Source organism: Gulosibacter sediminis (assembly GCF_030011715.1).
Classification (GTDB): Bacteria; Actinomycetota; Actinomycetes; order Actinomycetales; family Microbacteriaceae; genus Gulosibacter; species Gulosibacter sediminis.
The window spans coordinates 11,508-29,435 of record NZ_JASCYH010000023.1 but is presented as its reverse complement, the minus strand read 5'-3'; the positions used below and the strand labels follow the sequence as shown (position 1 = coordinate 29,435).

Sequence of the window (17,928 nt, the reverse complement as noted above, 5' to 3'; positions counted from 1 at the left end):
CTACTCCCGCACCGGTTCGTGCAGCGGCACGAGCTGTAGCCGCGCCCCGTTCGAGGTCGCGCTCATGACCGTCGCGACCTCGTAGTCGGGAATGCGCAGTTCGACGTCGACCTGTGCGGTGGCGACGAAGTCGTCCTGCTCGATCACGCGAATGACCTGCGCCTGCGCGACGAGCACCTGCGGCGCGTCGTAGGTGCCCATCCGCTCACCCGCGGCGGCCGACCAGATTTCGACCGTCGTGCCGGTGCTGATGCCGCCGGGCAGTTCGCCAGGGATACTGACGACCACGGCCGCGCTCGAGGTGTCGGCGTCGCCGAGCGCCGTGAGCGGCACGAGCTCACCCGCGCCGATGGGCCGGGTAGCGATGTAGCTCTCGGCGCTCGCCTCGGTGAGGTAGAGCTCGGTCGGCGTAGCCGCCGACACCTCGACCGCGGTGAGTTGCTCGGCGGTGATCGTGTCGCCCGCGGCGACAGCCTGCCCCAGTGCGTAGACCGTCGTCGTTTGCGCCGTAGATTGCACGACGCCGACGACGCCCGCGATCGAGCCGGCAACGAGCACGATGCCGATAATGAGTCGCGGATCGACTCGGGTTCTGCGACCTTGTGCCACGTGAGCGCTCCTTGTTCGCGGGCATTGGCGGAGGCTCGTCCGCCTTGACGTGTCTATGTTGCGACATCGTCCGAACTCGCTGGGCAAGTTATCCACAGGCGGCGAGCGTGCAGGGAATCGCTGGGATACTTGAGGCATGTCTTCGAACCCCAGCCAGGGGCTTCCCCGTTTCCTCACCCTCTCCGACGTTGCCGAGATCCTCAACGTCGAACTCGACGTCGTCCGCGACCTCGTCGAGTCCAACGAACTCGCCGCGATCCGCATCGGGTCGGCCGGCGCCCTGCGCGTCGAACAGCTCGAACTCGAGCGCTTCGTCGCCGATCAGTACGAGGCTCGCCGCCGCGAGGCGATGTTCGGGCAACAGGAATTCATCGACATCCCCGAGATCACCAGCTCGGGCAGCTGGCGCGACAGCAACAACTAATTCGCGACGTCGCCCGCGACGCGCACGAGGCGAATCTCGTGGAGCGGCACGACACGAAAGGCCGCCACGTCGGGCGTGCGCCGCGGCGTATCGAGATCGTGTACCGCGAGGTCGAGGTGATCGCGCGCGACGAGATCGATGGTGCCGCGCAGCACACCAAGCGTGGTGGTCAACTCGCAGTGCACGCGTCGACGAGCCAGATCGCGCAGCGGCATGACGAAGCCGAGCCGGGCCGTAAGCGACTCGGGCGCCTCGGGTCGCGGCGCGAGCGATCGATCGAGCTGGCTGCGCGTGAGTATGACCGACCCCATGCCCGCGAGCGGCACGAGCACGCTCGCGTAGTGGCCCGCCACCGACGGGAGCCTGGCGAAGAACCATTCGGCGCCGAACTCGATCGGCTCGGCGCGCAGGCGGTCGCCGCTGAGGAGCTCAAGGTCGATGCACTCCCCCGGCTCGAGCGTCGCCTGCAGCGCGGCGAGGCGCTGGCGCAGCGTGGTGCGCGCGACGCGGAGGCGTTCGTCTTCGACTGCCTCGAGGCGCCGGGCCCGCTCGTGTTCGGCGTCAAACTGCCCCGCGAGGTCGTCGAAGAGGTCATTCCAGCGCACCCCAACAGTCTGATGCATCTCGACCACGAACCGTCAAGTTATCCACAGGATGATTCGCGCGTCAGCCGAGGGGTGGACTTATCCACAGATTTTGCCGAAACACCCCACGGCCTGGCCCCAGATTGTTGAATGGCGACGTACGCCTGCCTCTCGACAGGAGCCAACGATGTCCCAGCCGCAGTCGCGCCTCTCCACCGCCCTCAACGACGATGTTCCGCAACCGCTGCGATTTGGCGAGGGCGTGCTCACTGCACTTCCCGCGCCGAGCGGCACCGCTGCCCCGACGGGCGACCCCGAGCCGATGCTCCGTAACCTCGCGCGCGGCGTGTTCGAGGCGATGGCGGGCATCCGCGAAATCGAACAGCTGACGCGCTGGCTGGCGCCCGAGGTCGCGAGCAAACTGCTCGCGCGGGCGCAGCACGCGGCCCGCGCCCGGCAGCGCCGCGGCGGGGTGGCGATGCGCCCGAAGATCGAGCCGATCCGCTGCATCTGGCAGTCGCCTCGCGAAGGCGTCGTCGAGTCGACCGTCATCGTCGACCTCGGCAGCCGCTGCCGCGCGGTCGCGATCCGGCTCGAGTCGTACCGGGGTCGCTGGCGGGCCCAACGCCTGCACGTGCTCTAGGCCCGGCGCAGCCCGTCGCTAGCGGGGCGCGATCAGCCAGTCGCAGGCCCGCTCGACCGCCGCATCCGACACCCCGTGGGCGCGCAGAAAGTCGTGCGCGTCGAAGTCCGCGGCGAACTCGCGCACCGCGTCGCCACGCGAGCGGATGATCTCGGCAAGCTCGGGCTCATCGTGCCAGCGCTCGTACGGGTGCGGCTTCTCGCGGTGCAGGTGGTGCTCGTTGACGGCGCGCACCGCAAGCTCATCCTCGTGCACGAGCACCTCGGCATCGGCGCCGAGGCGCAGCAGCAGGATGCCCATGACAAGCCCCGTGCGATCGCGGCCGGCCGAGCAGCAGACGAGCGTGCCGGGCCCGGCCTCGAGCAGCTCTCCGACGGCCCCCGCGATGCGCTCGGAGAAGAACCCGACAAAGTCGGCGTAGCCCGACGGGTGGTTGAGGTACGGGTCGAAGCGTTCGCGGAACGCGGGCAACATCGGGTCTTCAACGGGTGCGAAGCGATAGTCGATGGCCTCGGTGCCTTCGGCGCTGCCGCGGGGTTCACTCGGGTCGCGCAGATCAAGCACGCGACGCACGCCCTCGGCCTCGGCGCGCGCCCAGGCCTTGGAGCCCCAGGTCTGCGGCTGCCCCGAGCGGAACAACACCCCCGGCGCGAGTACGCCCGCGGCCACGGGGATTCCCCCGAGGTCGCGGGCGTTAAAGGCGCCGGGCCAATCGCGTTCGCGGGCCACGACTAGTTGTCGGACTCGTCGGCGACCTTCTGTCCGAACGAGCCGCGCTGCTGCTTGCGCGTCGTCGCCTGCTGCTCCCGGGCGACCGCCGAGGCCGAGCGTCCCTGTTCGCTGCCGTGCTTTGCCGGGTTGCCCGAGCGCGACTTCTTCTTCTGCGCCGGGTTCTGCTTGCCCGCGGGCTTCTTCACGGTCGTGGTCGCGGTCGTCGCGCGCTCGCCTTCGGGCACTTCGGACTCGGTCGCGTCGCCCGCGGCCTCGCGCATCGCCGACGCGGTGCCGAGGCTCATCTCGCGGCGCATCGCGGCGCGCGTCGCGTTGACGTTGATGCGGCCGGTGCCGTCGGTGACCCGCACGTTGCCGCTCTCGTCGGCCGCCGAGTAGTTGAGCTGCTGGGTCGGCTGCGCTTCGCCGTCGAGGCTGCGCTGGCGCACCTTGATCGACTTATGCTTCGTGCCATCCTCGTGCTCGTGCTCTTCGACCTCAACTTCGGTGTTCATGAGGAACTGCACCGACTCCTCACGAATGCCACCGAGCATCTGCTGGTACATCGTGAAGCCCTCGCGCTGGTACTCGACGAGCGGGTCGCGCTGCGAGAGCGCGCGCAGGCCAATGCCCTCCTTGAGCGCATCCATCTCGTAGAGGTGGTCGCGCCACTTGCGGTCGATCACCTGCAGCAGGATGCGGCGCTCGAGCTCGCGGCTCGCCTCCTCGCCGAGCTGCTCCTCGCGCTTCTCGTACGCAAGCTTCGCGTCGGCGATGACCTCTTCTTCGACGTTCTCGTCGGTGACCTGGTTCATGCCACCGTGCTCTTCGATGATCTCTTCGACCGTGATGCTCATGGGGTAGAGCTGCTTGAGGTCTTGTTCGAGCATCTCGACGTCCCAGTCGTCGGGGTTGCCCGCCGTGTGCTCAAGCACGATGTCGTGGATCGCGCCATTGATGAAGTCCTGCACCTTGTCTTCGAGGTCGTCGCCCTCGAGGATTGCGCGGCGGTCGGCGTAGATCGACGAACGTTGCTCGTTGAGCACGTTGTCGTACTTGAGCACGTTCTTGCGAATCTCGGCGTTGCGAGATTCAACCTGGCCCTGCGCCGACTGGATCGCGCGCGAGACGATGCGCGACTCAAGCGCGAGGTCGTCGGGCGTCGAGTCGTTGTCCATGATTGCCCGCGCGGCGCCGGTGTTGAACAGGCGCATGAGGTCGTCGGTCATCGACAGGTAGAAGCGGCTCTCGCCCGGGTCACCCTGACGGCCCGAACGACCGCGAAGCTGGTTGTCGATACGACGCGACTCGTGACGCTCGGTACCGAGCACGTAAAGACCGCCGAGCTCGGCGACCTCCTCAGCCTCCTCCTTCACCTCGTTCTTCACCTGCTCGAACACCTCGGGCCACTTCGCCTCGTACGCCTCGGCGTCCTCTTCGGGGTCGAGCCCGAGCTCGGTCATCTTCGTCACCGCGAGGAACTCGGCGTTGCCGCCGAGCATGATGTCGGTACCACGACCGGCCATGTTCGTCGCGACCGTGACGCCGCCCTTGCGGCCGGCCTGCGCGATGATCGCAGCCTCGCGAGCGTGGTTCTTTGCGTTGAGCACTTCGTGCTCTACGCCGCGCTTCGCGAGCAGCTTCGACAGGTACTCGCTCTTCTCAACCGAGGTTGTACCCACGAGCACGGGCTGGCCCGTCTCGGCGCGATCGACGATGTCTTCGACCACCTGCGCGAACTTCGCGCGTTCGTTCTTGTACACGAGGTCGGGCTTGTCGAGGCGCTGCATCGGCTTGTTCGTCGGAATCGGCACGACGCCAAGCTTGTAGGTCGACTGGAACTCGGCCGCCTCGGTCTCGGCGGTACCGGTCATGCCCGCGAGCTTTTCGTACATGAGGAAGTAGTTCTGCAGGGTCACGGTGGCGAGCGTCTGGTTCTCGGCCTTGATCGTGACGCCCTCCTTCGCCTCGATCGCCTGGTGCAGACCCTCGTTGTAGCGACGGCCCTTGAGGATGCGGCCCGTGTGCTCGTCGACGATGTTGACCTCGCCGTTCTGCACCACGTATTCCTTGTTGCGGTGGAACAGGGCCTTCGCCTTGATCGAGTTGTTCAGGAATGAGATGAGCGGCGTGTTCGCCTGCTCGTAGAGGTTCTCGATGCCGAGCTCGTCCTCGACGCGGTCGATGCCCTCCTCGAGCACACCGATCGTGCGCTTCTTCTCATCGACCTCGTAGTCGCGGCCCTCCTTGAGGCGCTTCGCGAGCTTCGCGAACTCGGTGTACCACCGGTTCACGTCACCGGAAGCGGGACCAGAGATGATGAGCGGGGTGCGCGCCTCGTCGATGAGAATCGAGTCGACCTCATCGACGATCGCGTAGTAGTGCCCACGCTGGACGAGCGCCTGCTTCGAGACCGCCATGTTGTCGCGCAGGTAGTCGAAGCCGAACTCGTTGTTCGTGCCGTAGGTAATGTCGGCGGCGTACTGCTCGCGGCGCTGGTCGGGCGTGAGGCCCGAGAGGATGCAGCCGGTCGTCATGCCGAGGGCGCGGAAGACGCGGCCCATGAGTTCTGACTGGTAGCTCGCGAGGAAGTCGTTCACCGTGATGATGTGCACGCCCTTGCCGGGGATCGCGTTGAGGTAGGCCGCGAGCGTCGCGACGAGCGTCTTCCCCTCACCGGTCTTCATCTCGGAGATGTTGCCGCCGTGCAGTGCCGCGCCGCCCATGAGCTGTACGTCGTAGTGACGCTGGCCGAGCGTGCGGCGCGCGGCCTCGCGCACGGCCGCGAACGCGAGCGGCAGCAGTTCGTCGAGGATGTCCTGGTCGCTTTTGCCCGCGTCGACACCCTCTTGGTACTGCTCGCGGAACTCCTCGGTCATGTCGCGAAGCTCGTCGTCGCTGAGTTCTTCGAACTCCCCCTCGAGCCCGTTGATCTGATTTGCCAACCGCTCGAGTCGACGAAGCTGGCGGCCCTCGCCGAAGCGAAGCACCTTATCGAGGATCGAAGCCAATGAAATTCTCCTGACGTTGCGTCCGGGTACCCGGGAAACTCGCTCAATCGTACTCGCCCCGGTTCAACAAAAACTCGGGCAGGGCGGAGGGTCCGCCCTGCCCGAGTTTGGGAGTTACTTAGACCACCGAGTCGGCGGTGACTTCTTCGGGGGCGCTGCCCTCGGTCGAGCCCTCCTCATCGAGCGCGATGACACCGTAGTCCCAGCCGCGACGTCGGTAGACAACGGCGGGGCGCTCGGGGCCAGCCTCAATAAAGAGGAAGAAGTCGTGACCGAGCAGCTCCATGTGGTCAACGGCCTCGTCGGGGGTCATGCGCTTCGGCGCGAACACCTTCTCGCGAATGACGATGGGGTTGTAGTCGTACGACGATGCTTCGTCGACGCTCGCGGCCGGCTGCGCCTGCCCCGAGACAACGTCGATGACACCGGTATCAGCGGGAACGATGTCGAGGTGCGAGAAGTCCTTCGCCGACGCATCCGCGAGGCTCTGGCCGCCGTGGCGGTGCTTCTTCTTATCTTTCACCCGGCGCATCCGCTCGACGAGCTTGTCGAGCGCGATGTCGAATGCCGCATACTTGTCGCCCGCCTCGGCCTCAGCACGCATGGTCGGGAACGGTCCGAAGACCGTGATCTCAACCTTGCCCTTGTCGAGGAGGTTGCCGGCCCGGTCGGTGCGACGCTTGAGCTTCACTTCAACCGATTGGGCGCGCTCTGAAAGCTGCTGCACCTTCGCAGTGACTTTCTCTTCCGCGTAGTCCTTGAATCGGTCGGGAATCTCGGTGTTGCGGCCGCTGATTGTGACGTCCATCTCACCCTCCTGATCTGCGAACTCGGGGTTCGCGAACTCGGAACCCCGAGCCGGATGTGTATGTATGTCCCTCAGATATTACGAGAATCTACCTCCACGATTCCCCTACGACGTCAAGAATTTGCCGAGGTAATGTTGTGCTTTATGACTCGAGCCACTACGGCGGCTCCGAGCACCCGGGCGCCCGCCGATTCGAGGGCACGTTGGGCCTCGCGCAGGCTCGATCCGGTGGTGGCAAAGTCGTCGACGATGACGCAGTTCGCCCCGCGAAGTTCTGGCCGCGCGCGCAGCGCACCGTCGAGGTTTTCGGCCCGTTGCTCGCGGTTCAGCGCCGCCTGGTCGCGCACTTTTCGCGTGTGCGCCAGGCCCCCGACGCCGGGTTGTGCGACGGCGTGCTCGAGCAGCAGCTGCACGTGGTCGAAGCCGCGGGCCGCCCGTGCCGAACGCCGCGAGGGCACGGCGACCAGCACGAGGTCGTGGGGCCGCTCCGGCAGGCTGCGTAGTAGCGCAAGCAAGGATGCCCGAAGCAGCGGCGCGAGCACCCGCGCGACGTCGACGCGGCCGCGCTCCTTGAACGCATCCGCGAGGATGCGCAGCCGGTCTCCATAGTGCGCCGCGGAGGCGAGCGGGAGCGAGCCGAGCATCCCCACCTCGGGCACACACGCGGCCCGCAACTCGCGGCGGCACGCGTCGCACACCCCGGTATCTCGCACGCCGCAGCCCGCGCAGTTCACGGGGAACAACGTCGAGAGCGCGTCGCGGGCGGCCTGCAGCGGATGTGGCATGCGGCCAGGGTGGCACGCGCGGCCCGCATCGCGGCAGCGCTGTCCACAGGCCTCACTACATCTGGGCGAAGAGGAAGCTCACGACGGTTTCGGAGGCCTGCCAGCGGGTGCCGCGCGGAGCGTAGACGATGCCCTGGCGGTCGACGACGCGCATGCCGGCGAGTGTATTCGAGCCCGCGACCTGCACGGCGTTCGGAATCGTGCCGAGCGAGGTGAGCTCGCCACCGACACGATAGAGGCGCACCTCGGTCGTGCCGTCGCCATCGTCGACGAGCATCGCGACGCTGTTGCTGTCGACCCACGCGACGTCGTTCGCGGTGTCTTCGGTGCCCGGCATCTCGAGCAGCAGCGGGTCGCCCAGCGCCATCGGCTCACCGCCATCGCGCATGATCGGCATGATCGCGAGGGTGACGCCATCGCCGTCGTCGAACAGCACTGCGAGGCGGGTGCCATCGCGCGACACCTGGTGTGAGATGAAGTTCGGGGCGACGCCCGACGGCAGCGGAATCTCGAAGATCGAGCCCTCGCCAATCTTCGACACGTAGAGGCCCGTCTGCGAGGTCGACTGGGTCCACACCCAGTCCCAGTTATCGAGCGCGGGTTCGATCTGGCCGCCGCGGCTGTCGATGAGCGTCGGCGAGGTGTCGTCATAGCGCATCGCGTACGTGCCGTCTTCGGTGAGCATCGTCACCGTCTGCCGCGACGCCGAAAGGGCGCCACGAATGGGGTTGATCTCGGCCGCCGCGGCATCGACGTTCTCGGTGCCGTTCGGCAGCGAGAGCGAATTGCTATTGAGGTAACCGATGCTGCCGTCCTGGTACACGAGCGGCAGCGAGTTGACGTCGGGGCTCGTGATGACGGTGTCGGCGCCCGGCAGGCTCGCGTCGATACGCGCGCCGTTGACGCGCAACTCAACCGTCTGCACCTCGTCGAGCACGGTGAGGCTTCGCTCGAGTTGCAGGCGCATGAGCGAGAGGTCGGAGGCGCTCGCCGCGGCCGAGGCATCGCCCGAGAGGTTCACGGTGGCCTGCCCGTCGGCGATCGTCACGTCCGACAGCAGCGAGGTGCCCGAGGGGAACGCCGTCGCGACGGCTTCGCCCGGATAGAGCCACTCGGCGGGGCCGCGCAGCAGTTCCTCGACCACGCGGGTCGCGAAGTCATCGGTGTTCGGGAACCAGCGCAGGTCTTGCGTCGCGTAGCGCTGCTCGACGTCGAGGAACGTGAGCGCGGTTGAGCGGTAGAGGTCGGTGAATGCCTGGCGCATGAGCACCACACCGTCGGGTGCCTCCGAGATGCGCCACTCACCGTCGACCTGCTGCAGCGTGAACTCGAGCGCCTCGCTGCTGCTCGAGAGCTCCTCGCGGTAGACGCCGTGCGCGTTTACCTCGCCGCTCACAGCGACCGACACGTTGACGACGTCGTTGTCGTTCGTGCGCATCGACACCTGGCCCGAGGTGATGAGCACCTGTTCGGTCGGGTCCCACGACGAGGCGGCGTCATCGGTGAGGTACTGCCGCGCGGTCGCGAAGTCGTTCTGGCTGCCCGTGCCGGCGTCGATGAAGCCCTGCACAATTTCCTCGCGGCTCGCACCGTCGCTCGGGCCAGCCGGGTAATAGCGCAGGCTCTGCGTCGTCGCTTCTTCCTGCGCCGAGCCCTGCTCGACCGAGCCGGAGGTTGGAATCGATGCACACGCCGCGAGGGCAAAGATGCTCACGCCCGCCACGAGGGCGAGCAGGGCTCGGCGGATGCGCGCACTCACTTCGACTCCTCCTCGCTGTCCGTCTCGTCGTCCGACGCGTCGGCCCCAGCAAGGAAGCCCGGCTCGAGCCCCGGCAGGGTGACGGGCATCGTGATCGGCTGCGTCGTGACGTCCTCGTTCGAGAACCCCTCCACCTTCTCACCCTGGTGCTCGCGCGTATAGGTCTCGGCCCCCGCATCCTCAGGCAGCAGCGGCAGCGGCGACGAGACGATCGGTTCGTCAGCGGCGATCGGCAGCGTGAGGCGGAAGTTCGTACCGAGCTTCGGCACCGACCACACCTCGAGCAGACCGTGGTGCAGATGCGCATCGTCCTTGGCGATCGCCATGCCGAGACCGGAGCCGCCCATCGTGCGCTTACGCGAGGGGTCGGCACGCCAGAATCGCTCGAACACGTTCGCCTGCTGGTCGTCGCTCATGCCAATGCCATAGTCGCGCACCGAGAGGGCGACCGCGGTCGCGTTCGAGTCGACGGTGACGACGATCGGGCGCCCCTCGCCGTGCTCGATCGCGTTCGCGATGAGGTTGCGGGCGATGCGGTTGATGCGGCGATCGTCGAACTGCGCCATCACCGGGCGGTCTGGCGCGCGCAGCACGAGCGACTCACCGTGCTCGATCGCGACGGGAAGCATCGCAGCGATGACGTCCTCGGCCACCGCCTTGAGGTCGTGCTCCTTGCGCATGAGCTCAACCGCGCCCGCGTCGTAGCGAGAGATCTCGAGCAGGTCGGCGAGCAGCAGCTCAAAGCGCTCGACCTGGTCGTGCAGCAGCTCGGCCGCGCGCGAGAGCGTCGGGTCGAACTCGTCCTTGCGCGAGTAGACGAGGCCGCCCGCGAGCCGAATCGTGGTGAGCGGCGTGCGCAGCTCGTGCGACACATCGGAGACGAAGCGCTGCTGCACCTTCGACAGGTTCTCAAGCTGCTCGATCTGATGTTGCAGGTTGTCGGCCATGTGGTTGAACGATCGCGCGAGCGTACCGATGTCGTCCTCGCCCTTTTCGGGGATGCGCTCCTCGAGTTGGCCAGCGGCAAGCTGGCGACTCGTCTGGGCGGCAAGCCGCACCGGCTGCATCACGGCGCGCATGATCGAACCGATGATGAGGCCGACGAGCAGCACGAGGATCGCCATCGAGATCGCGAGCGTGCGCTGCACGAAATCGAGGGTGTCCTGCGAAGACTGCAGCGAATAGACGAGATAGAACTCGTAGTTGCCGGCGCTCGGCACCGTGACCACGCGTCCGATGACGATGCCCGGTTCAACCTGGCCGTCGGCGTCCTGCAAGGCGACCGACTGATAGTGCACGGTGTCGGGCTCGGCGCGCACCGCCGCACGCAGTTCATCGCTCGTGAGATTGCGGTCGACGCCCTCCGACGCGATGTCCTGGATCACGCTCGTCGTCGACTGGTCGGGCACGCGATAGAAGGCCCAGCCGAGCGCGTTCGGGGCCTGCGCCATCGCCGCGTCGATCGCATCCTGCCGCAGCGCGGAGAGCGCGAGCTCGTCGGTCGCGCTCCCCGACTCGAGCGTCGCCTGCACAACCGACGCCGCGCGCTGGGCCTCGAGCTGAACATCCTGCGTGCGCGAGGTAAAGAGGTCGCGCGCAATCGAGTTGCTCATGACCAGGGCGACGGCGATCACCGTGATGCTCGTCAGCGTCACCGCGACCACCGTCGTGCGGAACGGCAGCGAGGTGCGCCAGAGAAAGCGAATGTTCTGCCAGAACTCCTTCGGGCGCCACCAGCGACCCGGAGGGGTATCGATCCAACCGGTGTCGACGCTGTTCGGCAGCCGAACCTGGATGCGCTCGGAGTCGGGATTGACGCGCCCGCCACGAAAAAGTCGAAAGCGCATCACCTAGTTGCCGGTGTGACCCGCCCGGTAGCCAACGCCGCGCACCGTCTGCACGATCTTCGGCTGGTCGGGGTCAATTTCGACCTTCGCGCGCAGGCGCTGCACGTGCACGTTGACGAGCCGGGTGTCGGCTTTAAACCGGTAGCCCCACACGTGTTCGAGGAGCTCCTCGCGCGTGAACACCCGGTTCGGCTTTGCCGCGAGCGTGTGCAGGAGGTCGAACTCGAGCGGCGTGAGGTTGATGGAGGTGTCGTCGCGCATGACCTCGTGCGCCGCGAGGTTCATCGTGAGGTCGCCGACCTTGATGACCTCGCTCGGCTCGCTCGTCGTGGCGCGCAGGCGCGTCTTGATGCGGGCGACGAGCTCTTTCGGGTCGAAGGGCTTGACGATGTAGTCGTCGGCGCCCGCCTCGAGACCGCGCACGACGTCGGTCGTGTCGGACTTCGCGGTGAGCATGATGATCGGCACGCCGGACTCGGCGCGGATCGCCTCGCAGATCTCGATGCCATCCATGCCCGGAAGCATGACGTCGAGGAGCACGAGATCGGGTTCCTCATCGCGGAACTTCGCGACGGCGAGCGAGCCGTCGGAGCAGAAGCTGGGGTCGTAGCCTTCTGAATCGAGCACGATGCCGATCATTTCGGCCAATGCGGTGTCGTCATCGACGACCAAAACCCGACCGGGCACGTGTCCTCCCCAATGTTGATGACCTAGCCAGAGCCTACCCGGTCGTGGTCGTTCTTGTGGACGATGAAACGCGCGGCCCCGCTGTGGGACGATGAATGCGTGAGTTACGAGCCGTACCCCAATCAACCCGGAGCGACGCCCCAGGGTGCGAGCAATTGGCAACAACCGCAGGGGTCCGCCTCGTGGAACTTCGAAGGCGGCGCACCGCAGCAGCCGCTCGGCTGGCGCCCGCCGCCCAAGCCCGGCCTGTTCCCCCTGCGCCCGCTCACCTTCGGTGAGATCTTCAGCGCGACCTTCCGCCTCCTGCGCGTCAACGTCGCGGCGAGCTTCGGCGGCGCGTTTCTGATTCAGCTCATCACCGGGCTCGTCACTGCGGTGCTACCGACCATCGCCCTCATCATCGGCATCAACCGCATCTCGATGGCCGCGGTCGGCGATCAGGACGCACTGGCGCTCTCGATGATGACGTGGCTGCTGCTCGCGCTCCTCCCCGGCATCGTGCTTTCGCTCATCAGCAGCAGCCTCGTGCAGGTGATCGTGGCCCAAGTGGTTGCCGCCGGCACACTCTCACGCAAGCTCACCCTCGGCGAGGCGTTTCGCACCGCCTGGGGCCGGGTGTGGGCCGTGCTCGGCTACGTCGTTGTGGTCGCGGTCGCGAGCATCCTCATCATGGGCATCCTGTTGCTGCCCATCATCTTCTTCATCGTGATCCTCGTGCAGAACGACAACCCGGTTGTCTTGCTGCTGTTGCTCGGCATATTCCTCGTGTTGGCCGGCATGTGCTTCTTCTTCTGGGTGAACACGAAGCTGCTCGTCGCGGTGCCGTCGATCGTGCTCGAGGGCTACGGTCCGATCAGCGCCATCGCGCGCAGCTGGCGCCTCACGAACGGCTACTTCTGGCGAACCTTCGGCATCTGGACCCTCGTCTCGCTCATCGTCAGCGTCGCGACCCAGACCATCTCGGGCATCTTCAGCTTCCTCTTCTCCTTTACGAGCGTGCTCGTGCCGTTTGGCCAGACCACGACCGGCCAGGAGGGCGTCGTTATCGGCGTCGCCATCGGCATGGCGCTGCTCTCGGTGCTGCTGTCGACCGTGCTGCAGGCGATTTCGGCCGTGCTGCTCGGCGGTAACGCGGCGATCATGTACACCGACCTGCGGATGCGCAAGGAGGGGCTCAACATCCACCTCCAGCAGGCGGCCGAGGACTACAACGAGGGCCGCGAGCCCGAGCGCGACCCCTGGACCGCGCCCGACCTCGGCCCCGCCGCACCGCCCGCCGGGTATGCGCCGCAGCAGCCGTTCCCGCAGCCCGCTGACGAGTACGGGCCGGCCGGGTATGGACAGGCGCCGTATGGGCAGGCCGGATACGGGCAGGCGCAGCCTGGGCAGCAGCCGTACGGGCAGCAGGGATACGCGCAGCCTGGATACGGTCAAGCGCCGGCCGGGCAGGAGCAGCCGTACCAGCCGTACGGCGCGTCGATGGCATCCGACAACCCGCCGAGCTCGCCCTATGCATCCAGCGGCGCAGGCGAGCAGTCGGGCAACGGCAACGAATCCGGCGCAGGCACTGACTCTGGCAACGGCACCGACCAGGCCAACGGCCCCGCGCAGCATCGACCGTTCTAGGCCGCATGACGATTCCACTCGACCCCGACGAGGACACCGCTCGCGACTGGCTCCTGCAGGAGCTGTCGAAGGGCGAGTATCAGCAGGCGAAACCGAACCCGATCGACCAGTTTTTCAACGACCTCTGGGAGTGGTTCGCGTCGCTGTTTAACTTCACACCCAACGGCGCCTTCGGCATCAACCCAGCGTGGATCTTCATCATTCTCGGCATCATCGCGGTGGTCGTGCTCGTCGTGATCTTCGGGCGGCCCCGCGCGGTCGCTCGGCGTCGGGCCGAGCACGGCGCCGTATTCCTCGACAACGACACTCGCACGGTCGCGCAGCTGCGCGCGGCGGCGGATGCGGCCGCCGCGATGTCCGACTGGTCGCTCGCGCTCACCGAACGCTATCGCGCGATCGCCCGCGGGCTCGCCGACCGCACCGTGATTCGCCTCCGCCCCGGTACCACGGCGCAGGGCGTCGCCGCGGCCGCGGCCGCGCCGTTCCCGGGGGAGGTCGCCGAGCTGCGCCGCGCATCCGGCTCGTTCGACCAGGTGCGCTACGCGGGGCTCGCCGCGAGCGAGGACGACTACCGCCAGGTGCGCGAGCTCGACGCCCGCCTCGAGCACACGCGACCCCACCTTTTGCCCGAGCCCGAGGTGCTGACGCGATGACCGCATCCGCCACCGACACCTTGACCGCCACGGCGCCCGTCGCGGCTGAGTCACTCACGCCGGACTCGCGGGGCGCTTGGCGTCGCATCCGCAGTTGGCTTCTTGCCGTCGGCGGCCTCATCGCCGCGGCGCTCGTCACGGTGCTCGCGCTCGGCTCGATGGGCTCGGTCTCGAACCGACCCCTCGACCCGACCTCTCCGGCGCCCAACGGCGCGAAGGCGCTGTTCGAGGTGCTCGGCCAGCAGGGCGTCGACACGACGCACGCCACCTCGCTCGACGAACTCTCGTCGGGCCTCGACTCGGGCGGCTCGACGACGGTGGTGATCGACGACCCCTCGTCCATCCTCGCCGAAGAGCAGATCGACCAGATCGCCGCCGGCTACTTCGGCGACATCGACCGCATCGTGCTGCTCAACCCGGCCGGCAGCAGCTACGAGCTGAGCAGCCGCGTCGCGACGTTCGGCGGGCAGTTCTCGTCGAACGACGACGACCCGGATGCGGCGGCCACGTTCGACGCGGGCTCGGCCTGCGGCTTCGGCGAGCTCGCCCCCGCGATCACGAACGAGGGCGGGCACGAGTACGAGCCGACCGGCGACTCGGTCGGCTGCTATCAGGTGCGCGACGGCTACGCGGTCGTGGTCGGCGTCGACCAAGGCGTCGAGATCGTCGTGCTTGGTGCGCCGACGAACCTCACGAACGCGGTGATCGGTGAGTCGGCGAACGCCGCGATGTCCATCAATCTGCTCGGCGCGAACGAGCACCTCGTTTGGTACACGCCGTCGAGCGCCGACAGCCTCACCGACACGCCCTCGCTCGGCGACTATGTGCCGCCGTGGCTCACGCCGGTGATCATTCTGCTACTTGGCGTGGGTGTCGCCTGCGTCATCTGGCGTGGCCGCCGCTTCGGCCCGCTCATCGCCGAACGCCTGCCCGTCACCGTGCCGGCCGCCGAGACCATCGAGGGCCGCGCCCGCCTCTACGACAACAGCGACGCGCGCCTCCACGCGCTCGACAGTATCCGCCTCGGCACCATCACGCGCCTTGCCGAACTGCTCGGCCTGGGTCGCGGCGAGGCGAGCGAGTCCGTGATCGAGGCGACCGCCCAGACCGCCGGGGTGACTCGCGAGCACGCCTACCAGGTGCTGCTCGTCGGCCACCCCGATACCGATTCGGCGCTCGTGGACCTCGCGAACGCCGCCGCCGAGCTCGAACGGCGCGTGCGCGCCGCGACGGGCCGCACCGAGACGACACGACGACCCGCCACGAAGGAGCACCCAACCGATGAGTGACCAGATCCGTAACCAGCTCGGCCGCGTACGTGCCGAAGTCGCGAAGGCCGTCGTCGGGCAGGACGCCGCCGTCGAGGGGCTCGTGCTCGCGCTGCTCGCCGACGGACACGTGCTGCTTGAGGGGGTGCCGGGCACCGCGAAGACGCTGCTCGTGCGCACGCTGAGCACGGTGCTCGCGCTCGACACGAAGCGCGTGCAGTTCACGCCCGATCTCATGCCCGGTGACGTCACCGGTTCGCTCGTCTACGACAACAAGTCGGGCGAGTTCGAGTTCCGCGAGGGGCCCGTGTTCACGAACCTGCTGCTCGCCGACGAGATCAACCGCACCCCGCCGAAGACGCAGTCGTCGCTGCTCGAGGCGATGGAAGAACGCCAGGTGTCGGCCGACGGCGTCACCCGCAAGCTGCCCGACCCGTTCATGGTCGCGGCCACGATGAACCCGATCGAGTACGAGGGCACCTACACGCTGCCCGAGGCACAGCTCGACCGATTCTTGCTCAAACTCGTGCTCGACCTGCCGCCACGCGACGCCGAAATCGAGGTGCTGCGACGCCACGCGGCCGGCTTCAACCCGCGCAACCTCGGCTCCGTCGGCGTGCAGCGCGTGCTCGGGGCGAGCGAGCTGCAGCAGGCGCGCGCCGAGGCGCAGCAGGTGCAGGTGAGCGGGGATGTGCTCGCGTACGTCGTCGACCTCGCCCGCGCAACGCGGCAGTCACCCTCGGTGCGCATGGGCGTTTCGCCCCGTGGTGCAACGGCGCTGCTGCGCGTCGCGAAGGCGAGCGCGTACCTCTACGGACACCCCGCCGTGACCCCCGACCACGTGCAGCGGATGCTGCTGCCGACCTGGCGCCACCGCGTCGTGCTCGAGCCCGAAGCCGAACTCGAGGGGGTTTCTGCTGACTCTGTGCTGCGGTCGATCATGCAGCAGGTGCAGGTTCCGATCTAGTTCACGTCATGGCATTTAGCGGTATCTACGTCGGCTTGCTCCTGCTCGGGGCGTTGCCAGTCATGTTGTTCGGCACAACGGCCGGCAGCGCGCTGGCCACGCTCGGCATTGTGCTGCTGGTGTGGCTGCTGCTCGGCGTCATCGACTGGCTGCTCGCGACGCCCGCCCGGCGCATCTCGATCGCCCGCGAGCTACCCGAGCGCGTGCGGCTCGGCGAGACGGTGTCGTCGACGCTGCTGCTCACGAACCTCGCCGGGCGCACCCTGAACGCGCAGGTGCGCGACGCGTGGGAGCCCTCGGCCGGCGCCCCGCGGATGCGCGAGCGCGTGCGCATCCCCGCCGGCGAGCGGCGCGCGGTTACCACTGTCTTGAAGCCGTGGCGCCGCGGCGACCGGCGCAGCGAACTCGTCGTCGTGCGGTCGTGGGGACCGCTGCGGTTGGTCGCGCGGCAGGCGACGCTGAAGTCAGCCGGGCGGGTGCGCATCCTGCCGCCCTTTAATTCGCGTCGGCACCTCGCCTCGCGCGTGCAACGCCTGCGCGAGCTGGATGGGCAGACGACCCTGCAGGTGCGCGGCCAGGGCACCGAGTTCGATTCGCTGCGCGAGTACGTACGCGGCGACGATGTGCGCTCGATCGACTGGCGCGCGACCGCGCGGCAGCAGGAGCTCGTCGTGCGCACCTGGCGGCCCGAGCGCGATCGCCGCGTCGTGATCATCATCGATTCGGGCCGTACCTCGGCCGCGCGCATCGACGACGAGACGCGGCTCGACACCGCGATCGAGTCGGCGCTGCTGCTCGCCGCGCTGGCAACGCGCGCCGGTGACCGCGTCGACCTGGTGTCGTACGACCAGCGCGTACGCGCGCGGGTGCAGGGGGCAAGCGGACCGACCGTGCTCGCGAAAATTACCGACGCCATGGCGAACGTCGAGCCCGAGCTGCTCGAAATGAACTGGCTCGACGTGCCGAAGCTCGTGCGCGAGGTGACGACGCACCGCGCCTTCGTCGTGCTGCTCACGACCGCCGACAACGAGGGTTCCTCGCGCGCCCTGCTCGAGGCTGTGCCCGAGCTCGCGCAGCGCCACCTTGTCTTGGTGGCCTCGGTGACCGATCCCGAAGTGGCCGAGGCCGCGCGCGATCTCAGCGAGCGCGAGACCGTATTCCGGGCCGCCGCCGCCGAGCGGTCGATGCTGGATGCGCAGCGCGTCCGCCGCGCGCTTGGCCAGCTGGGCGTCGACACGATTACCGCGACGCCGTATGAGCTGCCGCCGCGGGTTGCCGACCGGTATTTGGAGCTGAAGAAGGCTGGGCGGCTTTAGGGCGGTTGGGGGTCGGGGCTTGGTGCTGGGGTCTGTGCTGTCGGAGGCTTGTGCCGAACTGAAACTAGTCGGCAATCCGCCACGAAACCCGCCGTCCGAAGCCATGTCGGAGGCTCGTGCAAGAGTGAACCAAGACCGAAACCCGGCGCTCGAAACCTCGAAACCTCGAAGCCTCGAAGCCTCGAATGCTCGAATGCTCGAATGCTCGAAACCTCGAACATCTACCCCAA

The 17,928-nt window shown here is 67.6% G+C and carries 16 protein-coding genes; 7 read left to right on the top strand and 9 right to left on the bottom strand.

The window, feature by feature from the left end; all coding sequences use genetic code 11:
* Window positions 1-609, bottom strand: a complete 609-nt coding sequence (locus tag QM019_RS08545) for an SAF domain-containing protein (protein ID WP_282852622.1) — start codon at window positions 607-609, stop codon at window positions 1-3.
* A 136-nt stretch (window positions 610-745) separates the two neighbouring features.
* On the opposite strand from QM019_RS08545, the gene QM019_RS08540 reads away from it, so the two are divergent.
* Complete coding sequence (locus tag QM019_RS08540; RefSeq protein WP_125107766.1) at window positions 746-1,033, top strand: helix-turn-helix domain-containing protein; 288 nt, start codon at window positions 746-748, stop codon at window positions 1,031-1,033.
* On the opposite strand, the gene QM019_RS08535 is transcribed toward QM019_RS08540, so the two are convergent.
* Window positions 1,030-1,638, bottom strand: a complete 609-nt coding sequence (locus tag QM019_RS08535; protein ID WP_282827032.1) for a hypothetical protein — start codon at window positions 1,636-1,638, stop codon at window positions 1,030-1,032. The genes QM019_RS08540 and QM019_RS08535 overlap by 4 nt on opposite strands.
* A gap of 166 nt (window positions 1,639-1,804) precedes the next feature.
* On the opposite strand from QM019_RS08535, the gene QM019_RS08530 reads away from it, so the two are divergent.
* A complete protein-coding gene (locus tag QM019_RS08530; RefSeq protein WP_282827030.1) occupies window positions 1,805-2,260 on the top strand; it encodes an Rv3235 family protein in 456 nt (151 codons plus the stop codon).
* Window positions 2,261-2,278: 18 nt separating this feature from the next.
* Here the strand turns inward: QM019_RS08530 and QM019_RS08525 are convergent, their stop codons facing one another.
* From QM019_RS08525 to mtrA, 7 genes are all read right to left on the bottom strand, one after another.
* Window positions 2,279-2,989 carry a tyrosine-protein phosphatase gene (locus QM019_RS08525; RefSeq protein WP_282827028.1) on the bottom strand — a complete coding sequence of 237 codons (711 nt, stop codon included), beginning with the start codon at window positions 2,987-2,989 and terminating at the stop codon, window positions 2,279-2,281.
* A gap of 2 nt (window positions 2,990-2,991) precedes the next feature.
* A complete protein-coding gene (gene secA / locus QM019_RS08520) occupies window positions 2,992-5,982 on the bottom strand; it encodes a preprotein translocase subunit SecA (protein WP_282852621.1) in 2,991 nt (996 codons plus the stop codon).
* 118 nt (window positions 5,983-6,100) lie between these two features.
* A complete protein-coding gene (gene hpf / locus QM019_RS08515; RefSeq protein WP_282827023.1) occupies window positions 6,101-6,790 on the bottom strand; it encodes a ribosome hibernation-promoting factor, HPF/YfiA family in 690 nt (229 codons plus the stop codon).
* 113 nt (window positions 6,791-6,903) lie between these two features.
* On the bottom strand, window positions 6,904-7,575 hold the full coding sequence (locus QM019_RS08510; protein WP_282852620.1) for a ComF family protein: 672 nt from the start codon (window positions 7,573-7,575) through the stop codon (window positions 6,904-6,906).
* Between the two features lie 55 nt (window positions 7,576-7,630).
* A complete protein-coding gene (locus QM019_RS08505; protein ID WP_282852619.1) occupies window positions 7,631-9,334 on the bottom strand; it encodes an LpqB family beta-propeller domain-containing protein in 1,704 nt (567 codons plus the stop codon).
* Complete coding sequence (gene mtrB, locus QM019_RS08500) at window positions 9,331-11,181, bottom strand: MtrAB system histidine kinase MtrB (RefSeq protein ID WP_282827017.1); 1,851 nt, start codon at window positions 11,179-11,181, stop codon at window positions 9,331-9,333. The genes QM019_RS08505 and mtrB overlap by 4 nt, the downstream gene beginning before the upstream one ends.
* Before the next feature lie 3 nt (window positions 11,182-11,184).
* Window positions 11,185-11,868, bottom strand: a complete 684-nt coding sequence (mtrA, locus tag QM019_RS08495) for an MtrAB system response regulator MtrA (protein ID WP_282827015.1) — start codon at window positions 11,866-11,868, stop codon at window positions 11,185-11,187.
* A 99-nt stretch (window positions 11,869-11,967) separates the two neighbouring features.
* Here mtrA and QM019_RS08490 point away from each other — a divergent pair, with 99 nt between their 5' ends.
* The 5 genes from QM019_RS08490 to QM019_RS08470 are packed head-to-tail and all read left to right on the top strand — an operon-like array spanning window position 11,968 to window position 17,698.
* Window positions 11,968-13,494 (top strand): hypothetical protein, encoded by a 1,527-nt coding sequence (locus tag QM019_RS08490; protein WP_282852618.1) that lies wholly within the window; start codon window positions 11,968-11,970, stop codon window positions 13,492-13,494.
* Between the two features lie 5 nt (window positions 13,495-13,499).
* Entirely contained in the window at window positions 13,500-14,147 is a 648-nt protein-coding gene (locus QM019_RS08485; RefSeq protein WP_282852617.1) for a DUF4129 domain-containing protein, read from the top strand.
* Complete coding sequence (locus QM019_RS08480) at window positions 14,144-15,436, top strand: DUF4350 domain-containing protein (protein ID WP_282852616.1); 1,293 nt, start codon at window positions 14,144-14,146, stop codon at window positions 15,434-15,436. Before QM019_RS08485 ends, QM019_RS08480 begins: the two co-directional genes overlap by 4 nt.
* Window positions 15,429-16,382, top strand: coding sequence for an AAA family ATPase (locus tag QM019_RS08475; RefSeq protein WP_125107753.1), 954 nt, complete (start codon window positions 15,429-15,431; stop codon window positions 16,380-16,382). The genes QM019_RS08480 and QM019_RS08475 overlap by 8 nt, the downstream gene beginning before the upstream one ends.
* 8 nt (window positions 16,383-16,390) lie before the next feature.
* Window positions 16,391-17,698 (top strand): DUF58 domain-containing protein, encoded by a 1,308-nt coding sequence (locus QM019_RS08470; RefSeq protein WP_282852614.1) that lies wholly within the window; start codon window positions 16,391-16,393, stop codon window positions 17,696-17,698.
* Window positions 17,699-17,928: the final 230 nt, after the last annotated feature.